23 protein-coding genes are annotated in these 25,567 nt (G+C 30.8%); 10 read left to right on the top strand and 13 right to left on the bottom strand.

The window, feature by feature from the left end; translation table 11 throughout:
• Window positions 1-242 precede the first annotated feature (242 nt).
• The 4 genes from V9L05_RS05515 to V9L05_RS05500 all read right to left on the bottom strand — a co-directional run bounded on the left by V9L05_RS05515 (window position 243) and on the right by V9L05_RS05500 (window position 5,889).
• Window positions 243-725 (bottom strand): hypothetical protein, encoded by a 483-nt coding sequence (locus V9L05_RS05515; protein ID WP_338789911.1) that lies wholly within the window; start codon window positions 723-725, stop codon window positions 243-245.
• 54 nt (window positions 726-779) lie between these two features.
• Window positions 780-1,199: a hypothetical protein gene (locus V9L05_RS05510; protein WP_338814697.1), complete on the bottom strand. Its 420-nt coding sequence runs from the start codon at window positions 1,197-1,199 to the stop codon at window positions 780-782.
• A gap of 29 nt (window positions 1,200-1,228) precedes the next feature.
• Window positions 1,229-2,140, bottom strand: coding sequence for a response regulator (locus V9L05_RS05505; RefSeq protein ID WP_338814696.1), 912 nt, complete (start codon window positions 2,138-2,140; stop codon window positions 1,229-1,231).
• A 227-nt stretch (window positions 2,141-2,367) separates the two neighbouring features.
• Window positions 2,368-5,889, bottom strand: coding sequence for a two-component regulator propeller domain-containing protein (locus tag V9L05_RS05500; RefSeq protein ID WP_338814695.1), 3,522 nt, complete (start codon window positions 5,887-5,889; stop codon window positions 2,368-2,370).
• Between the two features lie 241 nt (window positions 5,890-6,130).
• Here V9L05_RS05500 and V9L05_RS05495 point away from each other — a divergent pair, with 241 nt between their 5' ends.
• Complete coding sequence (locus V9L05_RS05495; RefSeq protein ID WP_338814694.1) at window positions 6,131-8,575, top strand: TonB-dependent receptor; 2,445 nt, start codon at window positions 6,131-6,133, stop codon at window positions 8,573-8,575.
• A gap of 85 nt (window positions 8,576-8,660) precedes the next feature.
• Here the strand turns inward: V9L05_RS05495 and coaBC are convergent, their stop codons facing one another.
• Together coaBC and V9L05_RS05485 are read right to left on the bottom strand one after the other, a co-directional pair.
• Window positions 8,661-10,052 (bottom strand): bifunctional phosphopantothenoylcysteine decarboxylase/phosphopantothenate--cysteine ligase CoaBC, encoded by a 1,392-nt coding sequence (gene coaBC / locus V9L05_RS05490; protein ID WP_338814693.1) that lies wholly within the window; start codon window positions 10,050-10,052, stop codon window positions 8,661-8,663.
• 139 nt (window positions 10,053-10,191) lie between these two features.
• The gene (locus V9L05_RS05485) at window positions 10,192-10,593 is read right to left on the bottom strand and encodes a hypothetical protein (protein ID WP_338814692.1); all 402 of its coding nucleotides are present in this window, start codon (window positions 10,591-10,593) and stop codon (window positions 10,192-10,194) included.
• 152 nt (window positions 10,594-10,745) lie between these two features.
• Here V9L05_RS05485 and V9L05_RS05480 point away from each other — a divergent pair, with 152 nt between their 5' ends.
• The 8 genes from V9L05_RS05480 to V9L05_RS05445 all read left to right on the top strand — a co-directional run bounded on the left by V9L05_RS05480 (window position 10,746) and on the right by V9L05_RS05445 (window position 16,995).
• Window positions 10,746-11,075, top strand: coding sequence for a hypothetical protein (locus V9L05_RS05480; protein WP_338814691.1), 330 nt, complete (start codon window positions 10,746-10,748; stop codon window positions 11,073-11,075).
• Between the two features lie 128 nt (window positions 11,076-11,203).
• Entirely contained in the window at window positions 11,204-11,752 is a 549-nt protein-coding gene (locus V9L05_RS05475) for an EF-hand domain-containing protein (RefSeq protein ID WP_338814690.1), read from the top strand.
• Between the two features lie 84 nt (window positions 11,753-11,836).
• Window positions 11,837-12,637 carry an alpha/beta hydrolase gene (locus V9L05_RS05470; protein ID WP_338814689.1) on the top strand — a complete coding sequence of 267 codons (801 nt, stop codon included), beginning with the start codon at window positions 11,837-11,839 and terminating at the stop codon, window positions 12,635-12,637.
• Between the two features lie 62 nt (window positions 12,638-12,699).
• Window positions 12,700-14,022: a glycosyltransferase N-terminal domain-containing protein gene (locus V9L05_RS05465; RefSeq protein WP_338814688.1), complete on the top strand. Its 1,323-nt coding sequence runs from the start codon at window positions 12,700-12,702 to the stop codon at window positions 14,020-14,022.
• Between the two features lie 127 nt (window positions 14,023-14,149).
• On the top strand, window positions 14,150-14,434 hold the full coding sequence (locus tag V9L05_RS05460) for a DUF4834 family protein (RefSeq protein ID WP_338814687.1): 285 nt from the start codon (window positions 14,150-14,152) through the stop codon (window positions 14,432-14,434).
• A 244-nt stretch (window positions 14,435-14,678) separates the two neighbouring features.
• Window positions 14,679-15,734, top strand: coding sequence for a DUF4419 domain-containing protein (locus tag V9L05_RS05455; protein ID WP_338814686.1), 1,056 nt, complete (start codon window positions 14,679-14,681; stop codon window positions 15,732-15,734).
• Window positions 15,735-15,771: 37 nt separating this feature from the next.
• Complete coding sequence (locus V9L05_RS05450) at window positions 15,772-16,434, top strand: fatty acid desaturase (RefSeq protein WP_338814685.1); 663 nt, start codon at window positions 15,772-15,774, stop codon at window positions 16,432-16,434.
• 129 nt (window positions 16,435-16,563) lie between these two features.
• Window positions 16,564-16,995: a hypothetical protein gene (locus tag V9L05_RS05445; RefSeq protein WP_338789929.1), complete on the top strand. Its 432-nt coding sequence runs from the start codon at window positions 16,564-16,566 to the stop codon at window positions 16,993-16,995.
• Window positions 16,996-17,015: 20 nt separating this feature from the next.
• Here the strand turns inward: V9L05_RS05445 and V9L05_RS05440 are convergent, their stop codons facing one another.
• Window positions 17,016-18,176 (bottom strand): DNA topoisomerase IB, encoded by a 1,161-nt coding sequence (locus V9L05_RS05440; protein WP_338814684.1) that lies wholly within the window; start codon window positions 18,174-18,176, stop codon window positions 17,016-17,018.
• A gap of 333 nt (window positions 18,177-18,509) precedes the next feature.
• Between V9L05_RS05440 and V9L05_RS05435 the strand changes: the two genes are divergently transcribed.
• Entirely contained in the window at window positions 18,510-20,096 is a 1,587-nt protein-coding gene (locus V9L05_RS05435; RefSeq protein ID WP_338814682.1) for a S8/S53 family peptidase, read from the top strand.
• Between the two features lie 165 nt (window positions 20,097-20,261).
• Here V9L05_RS05435 and V9L05_RS05430 read toward each other — a convergent pair whose 3' ends face one another.
• The 6 genes from V9L05_RS05430 to V9L05_RS05405 all read right to left on the bottom strand — a co-directional run bounded on the left by V9L05_RS05430 (window position 20,262) and on the right by V9L05_RS05405 (window position 25,528).
• A complete protein-coding gene (locus tag V9L05_RS05430; protein WP_338814681.1) occupies window positions 20,262-20,609 on the bottom strand; it encodes a hypothetical protein in 348 nt (115 codons plus the stop codon).
• Window positions 20,610-20,618: 9 nt separating this feature from the next.
• The gene (locus V9L05_RS05425) at window positions 20,619-20,831 is read right to left on the bottom strand and encodes a hypothetical protein (RefSeq protein WP_338814680.1); all 213 of its coding nucleotides are present in this window, start codon (window positions 20,829-20,831) and stop codon (window positions 20,619-20,621) included.
• A gap of 185 nt (window positions 20,832-21,016) precedes the next feature.
• The gene (locus V9L05_RS05420) at window positions 21,017-22,297 is read right to left on the bottom strand and encodes a hypothetical protein (protein ID WP_338814679.1); all 1,281 of its coding nucleotides are present in this window, start codon (window positions 22,295-22,297) and stop codon (window positions 21,017-21,019) included.
• Between the two features lie 10 nt (window positions 22,298-22,307).
• A complete protein-coding gene (locus V9L05_RS05415; protein WP_338814678.1) occupies window positions 22,308-24,434 on the bottom strand; it encodes a penicillin-binding protein in 2,127 nt (708 codons plus the stop codon).
• Between the two features lie 118 nt (window positions 24,435-24,552).
• Window positions 24,553-24,924, bottom strand: coding sequence for an FtsL-like putative cell division protein (locus V9L05_RS05410; RefSeq protein ID WP_338789937.1), 372 nt, complete (start codon window positions 24,922-24,924; stop codon window positions 24,553-24,555).
• Between the two features lie 109 nt (window positions 24,925-25,033).
• On the bottom strand, window positions 25,034-25,528 hold the full coding sequence (locus V9L05_RS05405; protein WP_338814677.1) for a hypothetical protein: 495 nt from the start codon (window positions 25,526-25,528) through the stop codon (window positions 25,034-25,036).
• Window positions 25,529-25,567: the final 39 nt, after the last annotated feature.

Here is a 25,567-nt window from a genome sequence, read left to right as displayed (position 1 = left end):
ATTTTTAGAGAAAAATGCCAATTCGATTAGCAGGTTTTGAAATATGTTGTTTTTTATTTGGGTTAAAGCAAAAATCAATTTTTAAAATTTTATTCTATCTTGGTATTAAAATAATAAACCTTATCATGATTTTTATTAAGGTAGTTCAGACTGGAAGTCTGAACATCAAAAACAGCATTTTATCAAATTCAACAGTCTTCCAGACTGTTATACAAAAATAACCATAACCTTTAATTAAGAATCTAACATAAATCATATTTGAATTTACTGAAATAAATACTTTTTTCTATGTTGGGATAATAAAAAGGTAATTCCTTTATTAACTTATTAATCAAATCTTTTAAACTCTTATGAAATGAAGTTTGTAAATAAATGTAAGTATGATTATGAGTTTTACAATATATTTTTTCATTATCTAAATAATATTCTATGCTAAAATCTCCTTGTTCATTTCCACAACACCACACTTTTTCTGATTTTTTACTTTTTAAATCTTTCCAAGCTACATAAGATTGATAACAGAAACTTAAAATACTTCCCTTGAAAAGTAAAGAATTTTCTTTATTTTCATTATCCCAAAAAAGAATTTTTGAATCGCCAAATCCATCTAAAAAATTAGAAAAACTGAACTTATTATGAAAATCTTCAAAACTTAAATCAGCAGTTTCAAGAGATTTTAATTCATTTAAAACTGATTTAATATTAATTATGTATTCTATTTCCATAATTGTAATATTTGCTTTTGTAGCAAAGTTAAGTTTATCTATTATAATGAATTCCTAAACCCTATCTTTGTCAGCTTTATTTTTATATTTTTCTAGTTCCAAATTTAGCTTCTCCATTTGATTCATCATAATATTAATAGTTTCACTTTGGTCAAAGTAAGGTAGAGTTTTTAGTCCAGAATCGCCCATGCCTAATTTATTATGAGAAATTTCGTGTTGAGTACCTACAATAGTATATTTTTTTTTGCCACAAGTAAATGTATAGACATTTTTTAGTTTTCCTTCTTTAAACGATAACTGTATAGTTTTTTTTTCAAAATGTGGAATTGTATTTATATACTCTACACCATAAATACGTATATCTCTGTTGATATATTCTTCTCCAACAAGAGTCATTTCTCTATATACTATTGCATCTCTAAAAGCTCTGTAATCTATTAAAGAGAGATTTTCAAATGTGGTTATTTCTTCCATTTTTTAAAAAGTATTTAATATTTATAATTCTAAAGACTAACTATCCAATCATTCAAAGAAATTCCTTCTTCAATATCTAGTTTTTTCTTTACTCTTGATTTGTAAGCCCTTACGCTTTGATAGTTGATATTTAAGATTCTAGCAATTTCTTTATCACTCATTCGAATATAAAGATAAGTCAAAAAACGCAATTCATGAGGTTTTAAATCTTGATAAACAGCCAGTTTTTGTACAAACTCAGGGTGATTTTGTTGCATTCGAAGCTGAAAATTTTCCCAGTCATGTTCAGTATCTATATTTTTTTTAAGTGTTTTTTTTATGTTTTCTAATTCACTCAAATAGCTAGAAAAATCTATGTATAAACTATTTTCCTTTTCCTCTTTTTGTAGTTGTTCTTTTCTTATTTTTTTTAAAAGCTCTCCAAACTGATTATCAATTTCTACCAAAATTTCATTTTGCCTTTGGACGTGTAAAATTTTTGCACTAAGTTCTTTATTCTTTTGCTCTTCAATGATTTTGAAAGATTCTTGTAACTTAATAGCAGAACGCACTCGTGCCACAAGTTCCATCTGAGCAATTGGTTTGCTAATAAAGTCTATAGCACCTTTTTCTAAAGCAAGTTTGAGGTTCTGAGATTCAATATACATTCCTGTTACCATTATAATAGGAACTTTACGTAATTTTCTATTCGATTGAAAAGCAGAAATAAGTTCTAAACCATTCATTTTGGGCATTTCCCAGTCAGTAATGAGTAAGTCAATTTCTGTTTTTTGAGCAATTTTGAAGGCTATTTCACCATTTGGTGCAAGTAGAATTTGATAATTAAAAGAAAGTCTATTTGTATCTTGACTTTCTTTAGCATCTTGTTCTAAATATTCAGTAATAAGTTTTAGATTTTCTTCAGTGTCGTCAGCGACTAGGATAGTATAAGTAGTAGTCAAAAGAGTAAGTTTTTAAATTCAAACCCTAAGAACACTAAAAAAATAAACTTACATTTTTAGTAATCTATAAAAACAGGGTTAAAACCCTGTCCAATTTATAATTCATAGCCTATTTTTGAAAAATATCCTTATAAAAAAATAGAAGGTAATTTTTTAATTGAACAGGGTTTTAACCCCGTTTAGTAATAAGTGAATTTAAAAAATGTAAATTTATTCATTTTATATTCCTAAGGCGTTATAGTTAAGTTTAATAATTTTTGATATTCATCTTCATCTACTCGGTAAAGAACTTCTTGAATTTCTTCTTTCCATTCTGAAATTTTTGTATTTTCATCATTTAGGGAATTCAAAATGCTTCGGATTTGAGTAGCTTGATAGACTTCTAAATTTTTTAATTCTTTGATAAAAGGTTGTAAATAATTGATTTCAGTTTCAGAGAATTGATACGAATTGCTGTTAGAAAATGTTTTGTTTTTGCTTTCATTTGATAGAAATTCTAATTTGTTTTCTTGATTGAACTTTAATATTTCTATCTCTAAAAGAGGAACAATAAAATGGAAACTTGTTTCAATATTTGGCACAGATTCTACCCAAATTGTTCTATCATTTTGTAGTGTGTTCTTAAATTCTTTTGTGTGAGCTTCCACAGCAAGTTTACAAAATGAAAGTCCCAAACCTGTAGAGGAAATACTTCCTACTTTTTGTGCATTAACTTGTGTGTATGAATCAAAAATAGTATCTAATTGATGTTTTTCTATTCCTAAACCAGTATCTGTAACAGTTATTTGAGCAAAATTAGATTGATTTTCTTTAATAGAAATTTTAATAAAAGAGCGTTTCGAACTATATTTAATTGCATTGGTAAGCAAATTTACAAGAACTCGCTCAATCAAATCTTTATCAACTTGTAGCCAAAAAATAGAATTTTCTTCATAAATAATTTGTATTTCTCTTTCCATCAAAAATACTTCAACTTCTTCAACAACATTATTTAAAATAGAATCAAAATTTGTTTTTTCCAAATGCAGTTGAAATTGTGGAGATTGTATTTTTTGTGAATCTAATAAAGCCATCAATAAATTCATCATTCTCTGACTCGCTTTTCTTATCGGAATGTTATTTTTTGCTTCATAAATGATTGTTCCCAAAGGATTTTTTAAATCATGAACGAGCATATTTGTTGTTTTTTCCTTAAAATGGTCTAGTTCTTTAAGTCTCTCGTTGGTAATCTGTAATTCTTCTGCTTGTAACTGAATTTCATGAGTTCTTTCTTCTACTTGATTTTCTAGGAAAATAGCTCTTTTTTTAGATTGTCTTACCTTTAATTTGTAATAAAAATAAACACTAGCCAAAAATATACAGATAAGTAAAGTTTGAAACCAAAGTGTTTGGTAAAAAGGAGGAATAATTTTTATCTTTAACTGAATGCCTTTTTCGTTCCAAATACCATGATTATTTGAACCTTTTATGTAAAGGGTATAATTTCCTGCTGCTAAATTGGTTAGGGTAAGTTCATTTTTTGTACCTAATTCGATCCATTCTTTTTGAATAGGTTCAATTTTGTAAGCATATTGATTCTTTCTACTTTGATAAAAACTCAGAGCAGCAAAATGAAAAGTAAGCATTTTAGCCTCTTCTTGTTCAAAAGAAATCTCTTGAAGCTCTGAAATAGGTGTATCAAAATTTATTTTTTTGCCTAGTTTTTCGAAACTGGTCAGATGAAGAGGAGGTACAAACTCATTTTTCTTCATTTTTTTTGGAAAAAAAGCATTTACCCCGTTTATTCCACCAAAAAACAACTCTCCTTCTTTACTCTTAAAATAAGAAAAGGTATTAAATTCATTGTCTTGCAAACCATCTTGTTTGTCAAAGTTGGTAAAGATTTTTGTCTTGGGATTAAACTTGAAAATTCCATGATTTGTGCTTCCCCACAAATTTTCTTCACTATCTTCTAAAATAGTATAAACAATATTATTGGGCAGTCCTTTTTTTTCGGTATAATGTTCTAAAAATTGTCTTTTTTTACTATCAAATTTATAAAAACCTGTTGTGGTGGCTATCCAAAAGATAGTTGGTTCGCTACTACTTTGAAGAATACATTTTACATAACAAACTGTATTTTCTTTGTTTTTATTTGGGTTGTAATAATCAATCGTTATTGTTTTGGCATTTTCTGAATTTAATTCATTTGAATAACCCAAAAAACCAATTCCTTTACTTTGAGAACCTACCCAAATCGCTTCATTTTTAGTCTTACATAAATGAGTAATATCTTTTAGATGAGGGTAAGAAATAATTTTTTTTGTACTTGGATTGAAATGATCTAAATTATATTGATTTGCTATCCATAAAGTCGAATCATTGAGAGGTAATATATCATTCAAAAGGGTGTTATCCATTCTATAACTTTCCAAAACCTCAAATTTTTCTTTATCTATTTTTCTAAGCCCTGAAGAAGTAGCAAACCAGAGAATATTTTTATGAGTAGAGTCTTCTTTAATTAAATGAACATAACTATTTATAAAAAGCGTCTTTTTGATAGAATCTCCCAAGAAAATATCAACTGTGTTTTTGTTGCTGTATGTGCCTATCCACATATCTTTAGTAACAGGGTCTTGATAAATAGCTCGTGTGCTAGGCTGGCTAAGTGCTTTTTCAGGTGTTTGATCATACTTATAGGTGCGAAAATTATTGATTGTATAATCTGCAAATAAAAATACTCCTGTTCCTTGTGTACAGACCCAGTAATTTTTTGATTTGTCTTTAAAAATCATTTCTACTGTATATCTATCTCGTCCTTTTGAGAAATGCTTCCAATAATACCACGCCTCAAATTTTTTGGTTTCTAAATCTACAAGGATAAGTCCTCCTGTATCTCCAAACCATATTTTTTTAGCCTTTTTTTCTGTAGTAAATTCATTGACTATTCCAGTAAAAGGATGAGTATATTTTGTGGATTTTGGTTTTTCTACATACACTGAATCTATTTTATAAACAGGATTATAAATTTCACTATAGGTATCGAAAAAGGATTCATCTTTATAAGAAGTCCAAATTTTTCCATTTTCATCTATGTATTGAAGATAATTAGGCGTTTTGATAATCTTCTCCCATTCTTTTTTCTGTTCATTCAATGAAAATAAATGATTGATATAGCTTATCTGTTTTGTTACAGCAACTAAAATAAATGTATTCTTTCCCTTAATTAATTTCTCTTCAATAAAGATAAAGTTTTGATTAGTATCCAAGTTGAAGGAATAATTTTGCCAGTTTTGAGTACTCGTTTCTTTCTTGAAAACACCTTTATCAGTTGCTACCCAAACATTTTTATTCTCATCAATAGAAACATAATTGACCAAATGTTTATCAAAGAAAGATACATTTTCAATCGTATCTTTTTGCGTATGTAGTTTGCTAAGTCCTGTAGTTGTTCCTATCCATAGTATATTTTTTTCGGCATCTTCTGCTAGGAAAGTAATATGATTGCTGTTAAGATGATATTTTGTTTCTGAATCTGATTTATAAATCTTGAAAGCATAACCATCATATTTATTTAGTCCTTCTTGTGTTCCAAGCCAAATAAATCCTTTTTGGTCTTGAATCATCATAGTTACAAAATTATTTGAAAGACCATTTTCTGTGGTGATATGTTGGTAAGCAAGGTCATAGTCTTGCGCCTGTATTTTTTGTGAAACACAAAAAATATAAAAAATTAGTATCCAAAAAAGAAATGGGCTAGACTTCCACATACCTATAATTTTCTCCAAAATCAACACAATATCAACTTTTATAATAACAAATTTACAAAATAGATTGCAGTATTTTTTATAAGACTTCCAACTTCTTGTTTTCCTAATAAATATTAACAAACTACTTCCTTTTCACAAAAAAACCTAAAGCCTTGCAACCTGAGTAATATCTTACTGTCTTTTTAAACTATTAGCTCAAATATTTCAATCTAACTACTTTTTAATTATTCAGAATCAAATTATGGGAAACTTACTTACCTCTTCTTTCAAATTGTCTTTATTAGTATTATTATTTTTATCTTCATTTTCTGCTTTTGCTCAAACTAATTCTCATTCTATCACAGGAACAGCAGAATCTGATAATGGAGAAGCAGTTTCGTTTGCAGCCGTCGGACTGATGAATGTTTCTGACTCTTCTCTTGCCAAAGCCTCTGTAGCTGATGCAGATGGGAACTTTAGATTTGTCGATGTCAGAAATGGAGATTATTTTGTCATTGTAACTAGTGTCGGTTATCAAAAATTTACTTCTAATACTATTTCAGTTACTGAAAATTCGTCTAAAGAAATTAATGTAAATAAATTTGTTATTCAAAGTAATAATGTACTGGATGCTGTTGAGATTACTGCTAAAAAACCAATGGTAGAAGTCTTGGCTGATAAAACTGTTTTTAATGTAGAGGGAACAATCGCTGCGTCTGGAAGCTCAGGTCTAGAAGTTTTGAGAAAAGCACCAGGAGTAATTTTGGATAATAATAATGGAATTATTGTAGAAGGAAAAAGTGGTATTCAGGTATATATTGATGGCAAACGCTCAGTTTTGCAAGGTGAGGATTTGACTAATTATCTCAACACTTTACAGGCTTCTGATATTGAAAGTATAGAAATTATTACTCAACCTTCTTCAAAATATGATGCAGCAGGAAGCGCAGGTATTTTGAATATTAAACTCAAAAAAAATAAAAACTTTGGAACAAATGGAACAGTAAGTTTAGGGTATTCAGTTTGGGACAATCAGCGTTATAATAGTTCGCTTTCATTGAATAATCGTACTAAAAAAACAAATACATTTCTTACTTATAGCAATCGTTTTGGAGAAACAGGACGTTTTCTTAATCTTTACAGAACACAAAACAACCTTATTTTTGATGCTCGTTCGGAAGGTATAATCGATGAAAGCAGCCATAATATAAAATTAGGTACAGATATTTTTGCAAGTAGCAAAAGTACATTTGGTGTTTTGCTCAATGGTAATTTTAGTAATATGGATTTTGATAACAAAACAAGAACTCCTATTAGCAGTCAAACAACAAAGGAGGTTTCTCAAGTTTTGGTAGCCGAAAGTTTGAATCGAAGAGATTTTTATAATCTACTTGGAAACCTAAACTATCGCTATGAAGACACCACAGGACATACTTTTAATGTAGATGTAGATTATGGACAGTACAAAAATGATGGAAAAACCTATCAACCAAATCTTTATTATGATGGAAATGAACAAACGTTGCTTTCTAGTTTGGTCTATGAAATGGTAATGCCTGTTACGATTGATATTTTTACTTTTAAGACAGACTATGAACAAAACTTCTTGAAAGGAAAATTGGGAATTGGAATCAAAACTTCAATGGTAAATACAGACAATACATTTGATTTTTATGACGAAACAGATGGAGTTAGAGTTTTAAATGAAAATAAGAGTAATAATTTTATTTATGAAGAAATTGTCAATGCAGCTTATTTCAATTATAATAGAAGATGGAAAAAAATGAATGTTCAATTTGGCTTACGTGCCGAACATACAAAATCAGACGGAAAACTCAATAGTACACAAGATGAAAACAACGAAAGAGTCAAACGAGATTATCTAAATCTTTTCCCTAGTGGAGGATTTACATATACTGCTAATAAAAATAACTCTTTTGGTTTGACATATAGCCGAAGAATAGAACGACCAAATTATCAAAACTTGAATCCGTTTGAACAGCAATTAGATGAACTGACTTTGAGAAAAGGAAATGCCTTTTTACAACCTCAATATACAGACAACATTAAATTTTCACATACTTACAAATACACATTAAATACATCTATAAGTTATAGTTATATTAATGATTTTTTTGGACAAGTAACAACCTCAAGAGACGAGCGTAGAAGTGTAATTCAAGAACAAAATATTGCAACACAAGAAACATGGAGTTTTAATTTGAGCTATCCTTTTGAAATAAATAAATGGTGGAATGCTTTTGTAAGTGTAAATGCTTATAACAGTTCATATAAAGGAAAGACAGATGAATTTGTTTCTATTTCTCAAAGTACGCTTAATTTCTATGGACAAAACTCATTTTCATTGCCAAAAGGCTATAAATTTGAAGTTTCGGGTTGGTACAATTCACCTTCTGTTTGGGGAGGAACGTATCAGACAAAAAGTTTGGGAGCTATGGATTTGGCTATTCAGAAGAGCTTTTTGGAAGACAAACTCTCTTTCAGAATGTCTATGAGTGATATATTTTTCAGTTCACCTTGGCGTGGAGATACGCAGTTTGGAGATGTCTTGATTCAAGGAGGAGGAGGCTGGGAAAGCCGTCAGATTAGAGTAAACTTGAGTTATAACTTTGGAAATAATCAAGTAAAATCGGCTCGCAAAAGAAAAACTGGTGCAGAAGATGAAAGTAATCGTGTTGGTGGATAATTAATTGCAAATAAACAATAATTGTAGAGACAAGGCTTGACTTGTCTCTACTTTTCTGTTTTTTAGATATGGTATTTTGGGCTTCTTAAAACTCCTCCTCCTTATTTATCTCAAATTTCTTGTGAGCAATCGGTTTTTTGATTTCTTCTTTTACTTCTTCCTCTATATTATCTAAAACAGGATTTTTCCTTAAATCTAGTTTTTCAATAATTGTATTCAGAATATCTTGTGCGACTTCTGTTTTAGATTTTAATTCAAAATCTGTTTTTCCTTTTGAATCAATAATACTGATTTTGTTGGTGTCGTGTCCAAAGCCTGCACCTTTTTCTTGCAAAGAATTAAGAATAATCATATCCAAATTTTTCTTTTTGAGTTTGGATTGAGCATTTTCTAATTCATTATTGGTTTCAAGTGCAAATCCTACCAAAAACTGACTGCTTTGTTTTTTTGCTCCAATAGTAGCTGCAATATCTGGATTTTTGGTAAGTTCGATTACCATTTTATCAATTCCTTCTTCTTTTTTTATTTTTTGAGTAGCAACTTCTAAAGGACGATAATCGGCAACGGCAGCAGCAAAAATAAAAATATCGGTTTCTTGAAAAGCTGTTTCGACAGCTAAAAGCATTTCATCAGCCGAACCAATTTTCACAACATTTACATCTTTTGGGTTCTCAAGCGTTGAGGTAGAAATAAGTGTAACTTCTGCACCTAATTTTTGTGCTTCTGCTGCAATAGCATAACCCATTTTTCCAGAAGAATGGTTGGTCAAGTAACGAACTGGGTCGATGGCTTCACGTGTTGCACCTGCTGTAAGGGTAATTTTTTTTCCTTGTAAAGGTAAATAAGGAGCTTCAATTTCTTTTATAACGGTTTCTTTTTCTTGATAATTTTCAAAGAACTCATTTAAGAAAGAAACAATATTCTCAGGTTCTTCTAGCCTTCCTTGTCCTATAAGTCCACTTGCAAGTTCGCCATGAGTGGCTTCAATCAAAATATTTCCATAGCTTTTTAGATATTCTAAATTTCTAAGTGTAGAAGGATGTTGATACATATCCAAATCCATGGCAGGGGCAACAAAAACAGGACAACGAGCTGATAAATACGTCGCAGAAAGCAAATTATCACAAAGTCCATTCGCTAGTTTTGCAATCGTATTTTCAGAAGCTGGAGCAATAATAAAAGCATCTGCCCAAAGTCCTAAATCAACATGATTATTCCAAACTCCTTCTTTGTTTTTTATAAAATCAATTAAAACAGGTTTTTTTGAAAGCGTAGCAAGGGTAAGAGGCGTAATAAAATCAGATGCCGATTTTGTCATAATGACCTGTACTTCACAGCCTTGTTTGACCAAAAGGCGCACCAAAAGAGCCGATTTATAAGCCGAAATACTTCCACAGACACCTAAGAGTATTTTTTTGTTTTGTAAATGATTGATAGAATTATCAACAGGATTTTTAGAGGTTGGAATAGTTGTCATATTGAAGTGTGTAGGTTAGTATAAAAAATGTCTGCCTTTAGAGTTACAACTGGTTCAAGCATCGATATTTGAGCCAGTTGTAATATTACAAAAATAGGCAAAAAAGAAACCTTTCCACAAATGGAAATTTATTATTCAGCTATGACAATAGCCATTTTTTTGCTTCCTCTTCATTAGTAAAATACTCAGTTTTAAAATATTTACCTACATTTTCATCCATCAGCAATTCTATAGACAATTGAGAAATAAATTCTTTACTTACTATATAAGCATATTTTAGAACTCCTGCTTTTACAAATTCAGCAAATATATTAGTTTCAATCCAGTCTTGCATGTCAGGTGCAATAGTAAAATCAAAATTTTGAGTATCAAAAAAGAAATACTTTGGTTGATACTTGTGGGCAAATTTGACTTGTAGGAGCAGTTCTTTTTGAAAGTCTTTCCATGACATATTTGTAGTGTCAATAAAATGAAACTCAAACATTGTGTCTGAGGCAATCCAATCAATTGTGTAGAAAGGTGAAGTGTATATTCTTTCCATAAGTGTTTTTTATTTTAATTAAGAATAGTTCAAAAATAAGTCAAAAAAGAACCTCAAACAAAAAATAAACGTTTAGCATTTATGTAGTGTACCTTTTAAGGTGCGAAAAAAATGTACCGAATGCTTTAGCTTTCGCAAAACTATAAAATATTATGGAAGATTACGAAATAGATTATTCAAAATATCCAAATTTAGAACAACTAGAAGACGAAGTAGAAAAATGTGCTTTGTGTGAGCGTCAGAAAAGACTTGGGTTTCATCATCTGATTCCTAAAAAAATGCACCGTAGAAAGAATTTTTTAAGGAAATTTGGAAAAGAAGAGATGAAAAAACGAGGAATCAGAGTATGCAGACAATGTCATTCTACTATTCATAAATTTTGGGATGAAAAAACACTAGGTGAAACCTATAATACTAAAGAAAAGCTAATGGAAACCGAAGAAATGCAGAAATTCGTAGCTTGGGTAAAAAAGGTGAAATAATTGATAGATTTAGAGTTGAAAATGGATAATTGAAGATATATTATTTTATCTTAGCTTTTGCTTAGTTTAAAGAATATCTGTAATTTTCATTATTCATTGTTAGTTATCCATTTTCAATTCAAATAATTATGCTTACTAATTTCCAAAAAAAGAAAATGACTCATTTATTTCATTTCTTTGATAGAAATGAAGATGGTTTTATCGAACCCAAAGAATTGGATCAAATTGTTGATAATTTGGCTATTTCGGAAGATGAAAATGAACAAGCACATCAAAAGCGTCTGCAACAAATGTTTCATCGTTTTTGGAAACAACTCATTGATGCAGCTGATGAAAATGGTGACGGCAAAATTAGTTTAGAGGAGTTTGTAGAAGTTCATGAAGTTTTGATTGCAGATTCGTCTTCCTATCAGCGTTATGTCTATCCTTTTATAGAAAGTTTGTTTCATTTGATAGATTTAGATAAAGATAAACGTTGGGATAAGAAAGAATTTACACACTTTTACAGCCTTTGCAAACAAAACCAAGAGTATGCTGAAGAAGCATTTTCAAAAATGGATGCAAATAATGATGGTTATCTTTCTCATTTAGAAGTTATTTTTTGTTTTAGAGAATTTTATCTTTCGAATGATAAAAATGCAACAGGAAATTATTTTTTTGGTAAAATGGAAGGATAAAGTAGTTCAGACATCTTGTCTGAACAAAAATAAAATGCTCATTTATACACACAGACTAGGAAGTCTGTGATACAAACAAAAACAATGAAATTAAAACTCCCAGACGGTCTTTCTATTTATTATGAACATCATTTTATAGATGATAGTAAGTACACACTTGTTTTTCTGAATGGTCTTTCTCAATCTACACTTTCTTGGTTTCCGATTGTGCAAGTTTTGAAAAATCAGTTTAATATCGTTTTGATAGACCAAATTTTTCAAGGACAGTCTGACCAAAAAGGTGAATACAGAAGTTTTGAACAGCATGCTGCTGATGTAAATCAAGTTTTAGAGAAAATAAATGCCAAACGAATTGTTCCTGTTGGAATTTCGTATGGTGGTGCTGTGGCTATGCGACTTTTGGTTAATTATCCTACAACTATTGAAAAAGCCGTTTTACTTTCTACCTTTGCAAACCGAACTCCTTATTTTGATTTTATAGGAACAAGTTGGAGACGTGCGCTTTTGTCGGGTGGTTATGAACTGATGCTTGATGTGATGTTGCCTGCTGTTTTGGGACAAGACTATTTTTTTAGTCCACTTATTCCAATTCAAGATATTCAGAATGCACGATTACTCAATAAAATTAGTTCAGATTCGTTGATGAAATTAATGGATGCTACTGAAAATAGTGGCGATTATAGAGAAGATTTAAAATCTGTAACTGTTCAAGTAAAAGTAATTCATGGTTCGCAAGATATTCTGACAACCCCTCAAATGGGACACAATATTGTAGATGCGCTTCCAAATGCAAGTTTTAAATTGTTATCTAAAAAAGGACATACACTTAATTTAGAGGCAATTCCAGAATTAATAACAGAAATTGAAAGTTTTTTGAAAGTATAAAGAATAAATTTAAACCTATAAGGTTTTTAAAAACCTTATAGGTTTGGAATAAAGAATTTCGAATGAAAAGTTGGCTTTATGATGCGTCTTTGTGGGGATATTGGCAGGGAATTAAAATAGCTGCTCCTTTCCACCAAAAAGCAAATTTGTTTAAAGAAGGACGGAAAAATTGGAAAACAGAACTGCAAGCAAAATTTAAAAAAATTAAGCAGCCTGTGGCGTGGTTTCATTGTGCTTCTTTGGGCGAGTTCGAACAAGGAAGACCTGTTATAGAAGCCTTCAAAGAAGAATATCCTCATTATAAAATTCTACTTACTTTCTTTTCTCCAAGTGGTTACGAAATTCGTAAAAACTACGATAAAGCTGATGTAATTATGTATCTGCCATTAGATACACAAAAAAATGCTGAGTTTTTTATTGAAACAGTAAAACCAAGAGTTGTCTTTTTTATAAAGTATGAATTTTGGCATCATTTCATTGAAGAAACTTGGAAACGTAAAATTCCTCTTTTTTCAGTTTCAACAATTTTTAGAGAAGACCAACATTTTTTTAAAGGAAATAACAAAGCAAAACAGGGAAAAGAAAGTGATTTTTCTGTGAAAATGTTAGAGCGTTTCACCCATTTTTTTGTACAAAATGAGCATTCAAAAAATTTATTGAACAGTATAAATATTTCAACTGTAAGCATTACAGGCGATACTCGTTTTGATAGAGTATCTCATATTGTGGCTCAAAGAAAAGAATTACCAATTTTAGAAAATTTTATTGGACAAAGTAAATTGCTTGTTGTGGGAAGTTCGTGGCAAGAAGATATTGAAGTTCTTGCTCCTGCATTTCAAAAATTTAGAGAAAGTAATAAAGATATAACAGAAGACAACACTAAAGTAAAACTAGCTATTGCATCCCATCAGATTGGAGAATCAGACCTTCGACAATTAGAAAAAGCATTTGATTATCTTAAAATAGAACGTTACTCAAAAGTAAATTTGAACGACAAAAAAAGTCTCCAAAATTTACAACAAGCTGACTTACTGCTCATCGATAATATCGGTCTTTTATCTTCCATTTATAGTTATGGCGATGTGGCATATATTGGTGGCGCATTCGGAAAAGGTTTGCATAATATTTTAGAAGCTGCAACTTTTGGAATGCCTATTATTTTTGGAAATAAAAACTATCAGAAGTTTCAAGAAGCGATTGATTTATTAGCTAAAAAAGGAGCTTTTTCGGTTTCAAATGAAAAAGAATTGGAAAGTTTATTAAAAAAACTTTTTAAAGACTATTATTTTAGAGAACAGATTAACGAAATCACACGAGAATACGTAATTCAGAATACAGGTGCAACTTCACAAATTATAGATTTTTGTAGAAAAATATTGAATTAGAAAAAAGAGTAATTCTCAAAACAAAACACTTATTTACAGATTTTTAATAGGATAGCTTTATAAACTTAATTACTTCATTGATATTTTTGTAATTCCATTTATCATTAATAATTAAACATTAATCATTATGTTACTGAAATTCCTTATCATTTCGGCTGTTATTCTTTATGTACTGTATGCCTTTTCTGGTAAAATAATGCAGTTTTTGGCTAAAATCTTATTACGAAAAGTTCAGAAACAAGCACAAAAACAGTACGAAACACAAAACGATATTCGTCCAGAAGGAGAAATTAGAGTCGAAACTCCTCCTTCAAAAAACATTCACTCCAATCAAGAAGGTAAAAAATATGACTTTGATAATATAGGAGAGTATGTGCAATTTGAAGAAGTGAAATCAGTAAACAGTAATTAATCAGTTACCAGTAAGTAGTAACCAGTTACCAGTTGAATTTCTCTGAAAATTATAATCAAAAAAGTATTTTAGCTACGCTGACTTTCAGTTGTATTAATCTGTATTCAAAATCCTATTAATCCTACAAGTTCTTTACAATCAGTTACAGTATTTTTCATTTTCAGTATTTAAAATTGTATTTGTATTTATCCTGCCTTTCATCATAAAAATCATATTAATCACTCGCTAATCAGTTACAGTATTTATGATCATCCAAAAAGCCTCCATTACCTTTGAAGTAGAAAAACTAAAACGAGCTATAAAACCCTTAAAAGAAACTTCTTTTGAGCAGATTAGTAAGCAGTTTTCAGAAGAAACGATTATTGGTTCTGCTGATGGAAAAGAGTTTGTCTATGCTGGAAAGTATTCTTTTTTGAGAGGAATGCAATTGGCTTATGCAGATCACCGTCCTTTTGTTTTGTCACCTGATATGATTTGGTTATTGATTTGTCAAGGTTTTTCGAAGCACGTAGAAGTAAATGCTGAAAAACTCCGTCATTTGTTTGTGGATTTTGAAAGAAAAAAGGAATTAGAAATTAGAAATGATAATTTATTAGAAATAGATAAGATAAAATTAAAAGCAGAATGGGAAAAGTCTATTGGTGAAATGAACGATGAAGTAGCCAAATACATAGGAGAAAATTTGATAAATAACCTTACAGCAGATTTTAGCACGACTTCACCAACTGAAAAAATTGTAAGTCAGATTACAGTTTTGAATACTTTTCAACCTTATTTTAATTATGATTTTTCTACTGTTTTATGTGGAATACCTCAAATTACTTTAGAAGGAACAATAGAAGATTGGCAAAAAGTAATTGATAAATCTAAAAAATTAATTATGTATGAATTAGATTGGTGGATAAGTGAACTCTTACCCATTCTTGAAGAAATAAAAGAAACTGCAAACGGAAAAATAGACAAGCAGTTTTGGATGAATATGTTCAAACAACATGCTCTTGATGAATACGGACAACCAAAAATTGTCAATGGTTGGATTACACGATTTTTTCCATACTTTCAAGATGGAAAAAGGAAAGATTTATTTGAAATAAGACTAGATGAGATTGGGCGTTTACCTCCTCAAATTGTCAATGTTAATTTTATTCATAGAATTACAGATTTTCCAACTTTCCAACAAAAGTCAGGTATGGAAATAAGAAGATTAGAGTTTTTGGCTGGTTTTTTTGGATTAGAACAAAATCCAACTGATTTATCTTTACGTCCTGTCATAGAATGGAGTATTATTCCAGAAAGGTAAGCATTAACGATTAAAAAAATATACAGAATCAACTAAAATGAATCAAAAAGGAACATATATCGGAATTACAGTCATTGCGCTTTGGCTTCTTAGTCTTAGTTTTCTGCTTGCGTTTTATGAAATAAACTGGTATAATCCTCTTACTTATCTGTTTTTTCTTATTCAAACTCATCTTTATACAGGAATTTTCATTACGGCACATGATGCGATGCACCACACCGTTTCGAAAAACACAAAAGTAAATAATATCATCGGAACGATTGCAACAGGACTTTTTGCCTTCAATTATTACCCAAGATTATTAAAAAAACACCATGAACATCATCGTTTTGTAGCAACAGACAAAGACCCAGACTTTCATCATGGAAACTTTTGGATTTGGTATTTTAATTTTGCCAAAAACTACATTACCATTATTCAGATTGTTTTGATGGCGATTACGTATAATGTTTTGAAACTCATTTTTCCGATAGAAAATGTTATTTTTTATTGGATGATTCCTTCTGTTGTGGCTACGTTTCAGCTTTTTTATTTTGGGACATATTTACCTCACAGACACGCACCTGACAACAAACACCATTCAAGAAGTCAGAAAAAAAATCACGTTTGGGCATTTATTTCGTGTTACTTTTTTGGTTATCACTACGAACATCACGACAGTCCGAATACGCCTTGGTGGAGATTATATCAAAAGAAATAAAGTTAGTTGAGAAAAAAAATCCATTAAAATCTTTTAAAAAATAATTTTCTCATATCTTATCCCAAAAAATAACCGTATCTTAACTATCACATTTTACTTCTTTACGTTTTCTAAAAAAATACTATAGTTATGGGTTTAAAAAAACAATTTTTCAAAGTTGCTTCTGCAATTACTGGAGGCATTTCTTCTTTTCTTAGTGTTGCGTTAGTATCTGAACTTATCGCTACAGGCGATATTGAGTTAATTATAGGTGTATTGAGTGCTGGAGGTGTTGCTACGGCTGCTAGTTTCAATACTGTTCGTCTTCATAAACAACAGAAAAAAGAACTTTTTCAGAAGAAACAATTAGATATTTTATACTTGGCTGTTCAACATAACGGACAACTCACACCAACACAAGTTGCACTACAAACCAACACACCGATTGATGAAACAAAAGAAATTTTGGATTCTCTTTCTGATGCTGGAGTAATGGAATTACAAGTTTCGCATAGAGGAAATTTAGTTTATACACTAATTGATGAAGTGTATTTGCAAGATTATATGGAGAAAATTGGATAAACATAAGAAGAGATTCAATTTTATAATAATTCCTCATATGTCTTCTGTGCTGCTTTTTCCAAAATAGCTAAAAGCTGTAACTCATATTTAGAATATTCATCTAAAAAACTAGAAAAAGACTTTCCAAATTCTGTTTTTTCTTTTCCTTTTTCCTCCAAGAATACTTCTGTTTGTTGTTCTATTTCTTCAGTAGATTTGTTTAAAACTTCACTCAAAACTGCTGGATGAATATAATAATTCCTACAAATTGAAACCGTATTTCCTAGTTTTTGAGCCACTTTTCTAACCAAAACAGTTTCTAGTTTTTTACGTGGATTGCGTTCTAATTCCTTTTTTGCTTCTTCAAAAAGCTCTAAAGTCAGGACACTTCCTCCCCAAGTACGGAAAGTTTTGGCAGTAAAATGATGTTTCATAGTTTTTTCTAAATATTCATTTACATCATGAGAATTGATTCTATGCCATTTTTTATCTGTGTCTTTATATCTAAAAAGTTCTTGTCCTGAGAGTGCAGCACATTCTTTTAGTTTTTTGATGAGCGATTTGTTTGAAAGACTTACTGTTCTTGTTTTGTTACTTTTAGCTTTGTAGCAAAGTGAAATTTTATTTCTTGCTTCTTCATCAATCTTTATATGTTTTCTGCGAAGAGTTGTCAGTCCGTATGTTTTATTTGAATTAAGGTAACGGTCGCTACCAATTCTGAGCAAACCTTCCTGCATAAGTTCGATAGCCAAAGCCACCACTTTTTCTTTTGTCCAACTTCTTTTACGAAGATCTTTTTTAATAGCTTTTCGCAGCGATGGAAGTGCGTACCCAAATTCTTGTAGCTTCAAAAACTTTGTTTTGTTTCTATATTCATTCCAGTCTGGATGGTAAATAGACTGTTTTCTGTTGCGTTCGTCTCTCCCAACAGCTTGAAGATGTCCATTCTTGTTTCTACAAATCCAAACCTGTTTCCATGCTGGAGGAATTCCTAATTTTTCTATTCTTTCTAATTTTTGTTTATTTTTTATAGGTTTTCCTCTTGTACTTAGATAAACAAATTTTTCTCCTTTCTTTTTGCGTGAATAGCCTTTTTCTGTGTCAGAAGAAGAGTATAAATGAGGAGGGTTTTTAGGATAAACATGATTTCCCACCACCATGATAGGAACATGATTTTGTTGAGAGCTAGAAGAAATAGGCATAAATAATAAAAAGTTTAAAAAGTGGATTTATTAAAAAATCTTGTGATTGAATAACTTACTTTTTAGGTAAAATGTTAGCCATAAGTAAAACATAAATTTATATTGAAATAACATAGAACAGAACCATTGAGATTAATTTATTAATCTCTTTTTTTGCATAAAAATAAGAATGAATACGTAGTTACAAGTATATTAAATTTGGATAAATTAAAAAAACTTAAAAAAATATTCGGCTTGCATCACTTTTTTTAAAATATATTTTTATATTTGCTCTTAGAATCAGTCAATTAACTTTTTTTGACTTAACACACAAATATAAATACCTTTTACAAAATGAAAACTTACCTTTTTAATTCGAAGTCGATTGTCCGACGTTATTCTCCTTTAGCTGTAGCAGCGTTTATGATGTTCTCTTGTCAGAATGAATCTGAAATTATTGTAGAACAAACCATTGAACATGCTACTATTGACCGTTCTGATTTAGATAATCACATTTGGCAAACTGTTAAAAAAGAAGGCTCTTTTGATTGGAACACACAGTCAGAACAAATTATTTGGAATGCTCTTTCTAAATCTGATGGAGTTTTGTCAGTAGGTTTTAAGCCTAAAAGTCAAAATAAAGATATTCGTACTATTATTGATAAAATAGATATTGCTACTGGCGAATGGAATGATGCTAAAAATTATGTTTTGGATATGATTTTTGAATCAGAAAGAAAATTAAATCCAGATTTGAAGCGTGAAGAATTAATTGCTTTTCAAGAAAATACACTTCCTGTATTGGATGTTGTTATCAAAAATCCGACTACATTAGCTCTTCTTCGTAAATCTGAATTTGTTCGTTATGCTGAACCAATGGGTTACGAACCAAACGTAAGTAAAGGTCAGCAGCTCAATAAAGAACTTTCTAGTAGTGGTTGTGGAGGAAGCAACCCAGAAAATGGATTAGTAAATGGAGTTGATTATACTACTTTCTCTCCAAATTCAAAGGCTTCTTGGAATCATCCTTTTCATAATGTTTCACAGGCTTGGAATACAGCTTCAGGAAGTGGAATTACAGCTATGATTATTGATACAGGTTCTAGTTTTGCACAAAATAATTATGGAAGTGGACTCAATCAAGGACTTTCACAAGGCAGAACAATAGAAAAATTAGTAACACTTCCTCGTGATACATTTTGGGGAATTCCGATTGGAAGTGCGGAAACTCCAGATGATGGATGTGGACACGGAACTGCAATGACAGGCGTTTTGGGTGGTTCTCGTGGTATAGATGGAAGTGCAGCAGGAATTGCTTACAATGCAAATTTGGTTACAGTTCGTGCAGCAGAAGATGTATTGATTGAAGGTTCTAGAGAATCAAAAGGTGTTTCTGATGCCTACGTAATTGCTGGTAATCGTTCAGATATTCGTGTTACGAGTATGTCTTTGGGCAGAATTACAAATAGTTCTCAAATTGCTGATGCTGTTCGTTATGCCTACAATAGAAATGTATTAATTTTCTGTGCTGCTGGAACTTCATTTGGTTGGTCTTCAGGTTGGTTTGGTGTTATTTTCCCTGCGACAATGAGCGAAACGGTAGCTGTAACAGGTGTAAAAGACAATATGCAACGTTGTGATGCATGTCATGACGGCTCGGCAGTTGATTTTGTAGTGGTAATGGAAAAGGCTTCAAATGGTCGTCATCCTCTTACGCTGGCTATGTCGGGTGATGTTCCTGCAACAGTTGGAGGTTCGTCTGTTGCAACGGCTCAAACGGCTGGAATGGCAACTTTAGTTTGGTCGGCAAACAAAAGTCTTACAAGAAATCAAGTACTTAACAAACTCAAAGTTTCGGCAAGTTATTATCCAAATCGTAACTCAAACTTCGGTTGGGGAAAAATTAATTTGCAAAATGCTTTGACTGCATCGGCAAACTAAGAAATAATTACGAATTAAAAATTACGAATTACGATTTTAATTTATTGTCAATTAATTAACAAGTTGAAAGTAGTCGTTTATTCAATTTTTATTCCTAAATATAGAATTTGTTAGTAGTTGAAACCTCCTCAAAAGATTGTTTATCTTTCTTTTGGGGAGATTTTTTTATTCTTCATCTAAAGAATTAATGATAGCCTTTATTTGTGCATTTGAAATAGAATCTGTTTCAGATTTATCGTAAATTGAAAGTAGAGTAATTAAAATTTCTATTTCCTCTTCTTCTATTTCTTCCAAATAGCTAATTATACGAAAACCTCCACTTTTACCTTTTCCTTTACTTTTGCAAGCAAGTCTAATTTTGTAGGCATTTTCTAAAATTTGAGTTCCTAGCTTTGGATTTTCTTTTAGTTCTTCAACTAATTCCCTGAGTTCTGATTTTAATGAAGCATATTTTTTCAAAAACTTCTTAGCTTCTCTTTTAAAATTCTCACTAATTACAATTTCAACCACCATAATTTAATTTTAAAACTCGTTTAGAAAATCATTCAAAGTTTGTAGTTTTTTTCCACTTTTACGAGCTGTTTTTACTTCTACCACAGCTTCTTTTATTCCTTGTAAAATCTCAATTTTTTTACGTAATTTTTGCATTTCTTCTTCAATCAAATTCCATTCGGCTATCGGAATTTGTACAGCTATTTTATTTCCTTCTGTATCAACTAAATAGGTAGTATTCATAAATTATAATTTTTAATGTTCTTCTAATTAACGCAAAAAATCTACTCTAAGTTTATTCCTCTTTATCTTTTAATTTAAGCAAACTCATTAAAGTTTGAAGATTGGTAGATGATTGTGTATTTTCTAATTTGCCTTTAATTGAAACCTACTGAAAAGAATACTTTATGGTTCTTTTGGGTAGGTTTTTATTTGCAATAACGAATATCAAAAGGAATAATTTCAAATTGTTCTCCATTCCATTTTAGAGTAGTTCGTTCCATAAATTTTCCTCCTCCTATTCTATTTTTATTTAGTTCAGTTTCTTCTTCTGACGAAATTGGATTTAATTTTCCATTTGGTAAATCAAAATAGGGAAAACGACTAATCCTAAGAGGCTTTGTATTAAAGGTAATTTCTTTTTTTTCTCTATCATAAGCAGGTAATATCCAATAAATTCTACTATATTTTGCAAAACTTCTTGAAGGTTTTCCTGCAATACATTCTTTACAGCGAATCATTTTTCCTTCACTTATTTCAAATCCTTGGACAACTACAAACCAACTATCTACTCCTCCTCCAATATAATCGTATATTACTACATACAAAGGATGTCCTTCTCTTTCAACTTTGAAAATTGTAATAGGTAAAGCCCAAAAATTTTCTTCGCTTGTTTCTAACTCTCCTTTTTCGTTTTGATATTCATGTTCAAATTTGAAAGTAGATATGTCTTCCGTAATAATAATATCTTCTGAAAAGCGATAAACTCCATAAGCTATTGCAGACCTATTATTCCAACCTTGATTATAACTAAAACTATAAATACGAAAATTTCCATCATCAGAAATAATAATTCCTTCTTTTTCTACATAGTGAGGCAAACCATACGCAAAACCATCAGGTTCTTTTAGTGCTTTCTTTAATAAACTACTTATCTGTCCAATAGAATCAACACGTTTATCATCAATCATGACAGGAAAAACATCAAGATAAGAAAGCAGTTTAGTTTCAATTTGCTTTAATTTTTCAGAAGGTTCTACTTCACTTTTAAAGTTGTTTTTTGCAATATCTTTATAATGAGCAGGAAAATATCTACCAAAATCTATTTTTGAAGTGTCGATAAGCATCTGTACAGCAGCTTTTCCTACTGCTGAATCTTTCTGGTAATTGCTTGATAGAAAAGCTATTGTTTTAAATTTTGGATTGTTCTCTACTCTACCTAAATCATACAATCCATAGAAAAGTTCTTCAATACGAGTAGTAGAATCAAGTAATTTACAATTTGCTAATTCTACATGAATTTGTGATAAACTATCTTTTTCTGTAACTGTATAAGCTGTTGAATTGTAGATTTTTTCTAGTACATCTTTAGCTCTATTCTGCATGTCTTTACTTTCTATTTCAGAAAGCCATTTTTGAACAGATTGTGGTTTTTCTTTACAAGAAATTATACAAAAAGAAACTAGAAATAGTATTGCTAATTTTTTCATTTCCCCAAAATCACTCCTTCAACTTCAAATAAATAGTTTTGCCTTTTGGTATGGCTATATTAGGGTTAAAAGATTGCGTAATTATTCTTCCTTTTCCTTCAAAGGCGACTTTCATTCCTAGATTTTCCAATAAATAAAGTGCATCACGAAGGCGCATTCCACGTACATCAGGAACAAGACTTGTAGCAGCTTGATTGTCTATCCACATAACCGTATCAGTTGCTACTTTAGTTTTTACCCATTGCTGAACCGTTTGGTTTTCTGTTTTGATTCCTAATTGAGAACATACCAAATCCAAATCTGGACGATAACCAGCACGAATATAAGGCAAACGCATGTGCAAACTATCCATTGCTGTTGGCTCAACTTCTGAAAGTGGTTTGTGTAAATAACGCTGATAAACAACATCTGAAACCTTACGAAAAACAGGGGCTGCAATTTCGGCAGCATAACGTTTGTCTGTTTTTGGGTCGTCAATAACTACAATACACGAATATTTTGGATTATCAGCAGGAAAATAACCAGCAAAAGAAGTATAATGATCTTCTGTATATTCTCCATTTCTGACTTTTTCGGCAGTTCCTGTTTTTCCTGCAATTTGATAGATTTTTGTATCAATTTTTTTAGCTGTTCCTCTTTCTACTGCTCCACGAAGCATGGTTTGTAAAATCTTGACAGTTTTTTCTGAAATAGTTTGTTGATTTAAAACTTTAGCTTCAAAACTAGTTAGTGTTTTTCCTGCTTGGCGTGTCTGGCTAACAATAATTGGCTCAACCATTACTCCATTATTTGCAATCATATTGTAAAAAGCAAGCGTTTGGAGAGGAGATAATTTGAGTTCGTAACCAATAGACATCCAAGGAAGTGTACTTCCACTCCACGAAGAATCGGAAGGCGATTTGATATAAGGTTGCGCTTCGCCAGCCATTTGAAAACCTAACGGACGATTAAGACCAAATTTTTTGAGATACTCAACGTATTTTTCAGGATTTTTACGAAAATATTTCCATACTAAAAGCGACATTCCAACATTAGAAGATTTTTCAAAAACTTCTTGAACACTCAGTTTTCCAAGTGCAGAAACATCACGCATAATGGCATCATCAAAATATTTATGAACACCATCGCCTGTCTGTACACTATCTGATAATGAAATAGGAATTTCTTCATCTTCAAAAAGAGCAGCCATAGACATCAACTTAAATGTCGATCCAGGTTCGGCAAGTCCCATATCTCCGACAGCATAATTATTGTTTTCTACATACGAACCATTTGAATTTATTCCTAAATTGACAAGGGCTTTTATTTGTCCAGTTGTTACTTCCATTAAAATAATAGAACCATAATCAGCTTTATACTGACGAAGGGCGTTTTGTAGAATTTGATGAACTGTATCTTGTAAATTTATATCAATCGTAGTCTGAATATCAATCCCAGGTTTGGGTCTGACTTGTGACATGTCATCGACAGGTTTCCAAAAACCACCTGCAATAAGTTCGTACAATGCTTCACCAGCAATTCCTTGTAATTCACTATTAAAACTATACTCTAAACCTCTACCATTCAAAGATTGGGTGGTGTCTTCTTCGGTTACAAAGCCAATAGTACGCCTAGCAAGCTCTCCAAAAGGCAAAAAACGTCTATCAGTTTGTTCATAAATAACGCCTCCTTTATTTCTTCCTTCTCTAAAAATAGGAAATTGAGATAGTTTTTTATAGTTTTCGTGATCAATTAATTCTTTACTAATTACATAATATTTCTTTTTGTTTTTACGATATTCTCTTAAAATATTTACGTAATAACTAGGTTCTTCTTCTTTATAAAATTTGGATAACAGAATTCCTAAAGAATCAATTCCACCTTCAAAAATGCTGCTATCTGCTACTGTTGGGTCGATAGCAACACGATAAAAAGGCAAAGAAGTAGCCAAAAGACTGCCATCATCTGCCAAAATGCTTCCTCTAGTCGGTTGTACATCACGCATCTCTACTCCTCTTGCTTTGCTGCTCCATTTTTCTCCCTCTACTATCTGAATGTTCATCATTTTATAAACAATCACAAGGGCAATCAATGCAACCACTAAAAAAGCGATTCGGACACGAGCGAGTATATATTTTCTTATTCCTGTTTTTGCCATATTTTTTTCGATTACGAAAAAATAATTACGAATTACGGATTACGAATTACGGCTACTAGACTTAAAACAGGAATAGTATTTTATCGTAATTCGTAATCTTTAATTCGTAATCGAAATTTCATTCTGATATTCTTACTAATGGTTTTTCTCTTTCTTTTAAGCCTAGTCGTTCGGCTTTTTTAGCTACTACTTGTCTTCTGCTATCATACACATAACGAGTTTGCAAAGCATGATAATCAATTTGATATTCTTCTACTTCTTGGCGAAGCTGTGTAACTTCTCTAACTACTCGTTCTGTATAATGACGATTTGCAATATAAATAATTCCGAAAAAAGAAACATATAAAACATAAGGCATAATTCGAAACAAAAAATCTTGGTCAACGGTAAAATCCCACTCAGCTAGATTTCTCCAAAAACCTCTTTTTGTAGGAATTTTGATTTCTTTTTCTTCCTCAATATGTTTGAATGTATTTTGAATTTTTGCCATAGATACAAATTTAGAATTAAGATTTTAGAAGTAATACAAATATAGATTTAGAAGTTAGGATTAGTGCTATTGGCTTTCAATTCTGACTTCTAAATTCTGACTTTTTACTTTATTTTTCCCCACATCCTTCAAACATTTGATTATCATACAAAAAGAAAGCGTGATAACTATAATCTTTGTCTGACATTCCATCCGAACACGGACATTCTTCGCCTTTTTTGACAACTAACTGAGCTGGCTTTCCATCTTGATCTTCTAAAAAATAAGTCATAAAATACTCTACTGGACGAGCAGTTGCTGCAATAGGTTCTTTATAAGCAAATAAAGTAGAGTCTATACCTGAATTAGAAAATAAAATACCACTTTTTCGAACTTCTAAACTCCAAAAAGGTTCAGTTCCAAAACTTTTGAATAAGACTTTATCTGTTCCTATTTTGATAGGTTCATTTTTAAGTTTTGTTCTTTCTGTTTTAATTTCTTGTTCATTCTCTTCTACATTTACTTCAGAATTTGTAAAAGAAACATCTGTATTTGATTGGCTGTTTGAAGGCGAATTGCAAGCAAAACAGATAAAGATTATAAATATAGGAATAATAAATTTCATAGTGTTTTAGATTAAATAAGTAAACTAGAAACCGTCAAC

The organism is Bernardetia sp. Wsw4-3y2 (genome assembly GCF_037126295.1).
Taxonomy (GTDB): Bacteria; Bacteroidota; Bacteroidia; order Cytophagales; family Bernardetiaceae; genus Bernardetia.
This window is presented reverse-complemented; position numbering and strand designations above follow the sequence as displayed.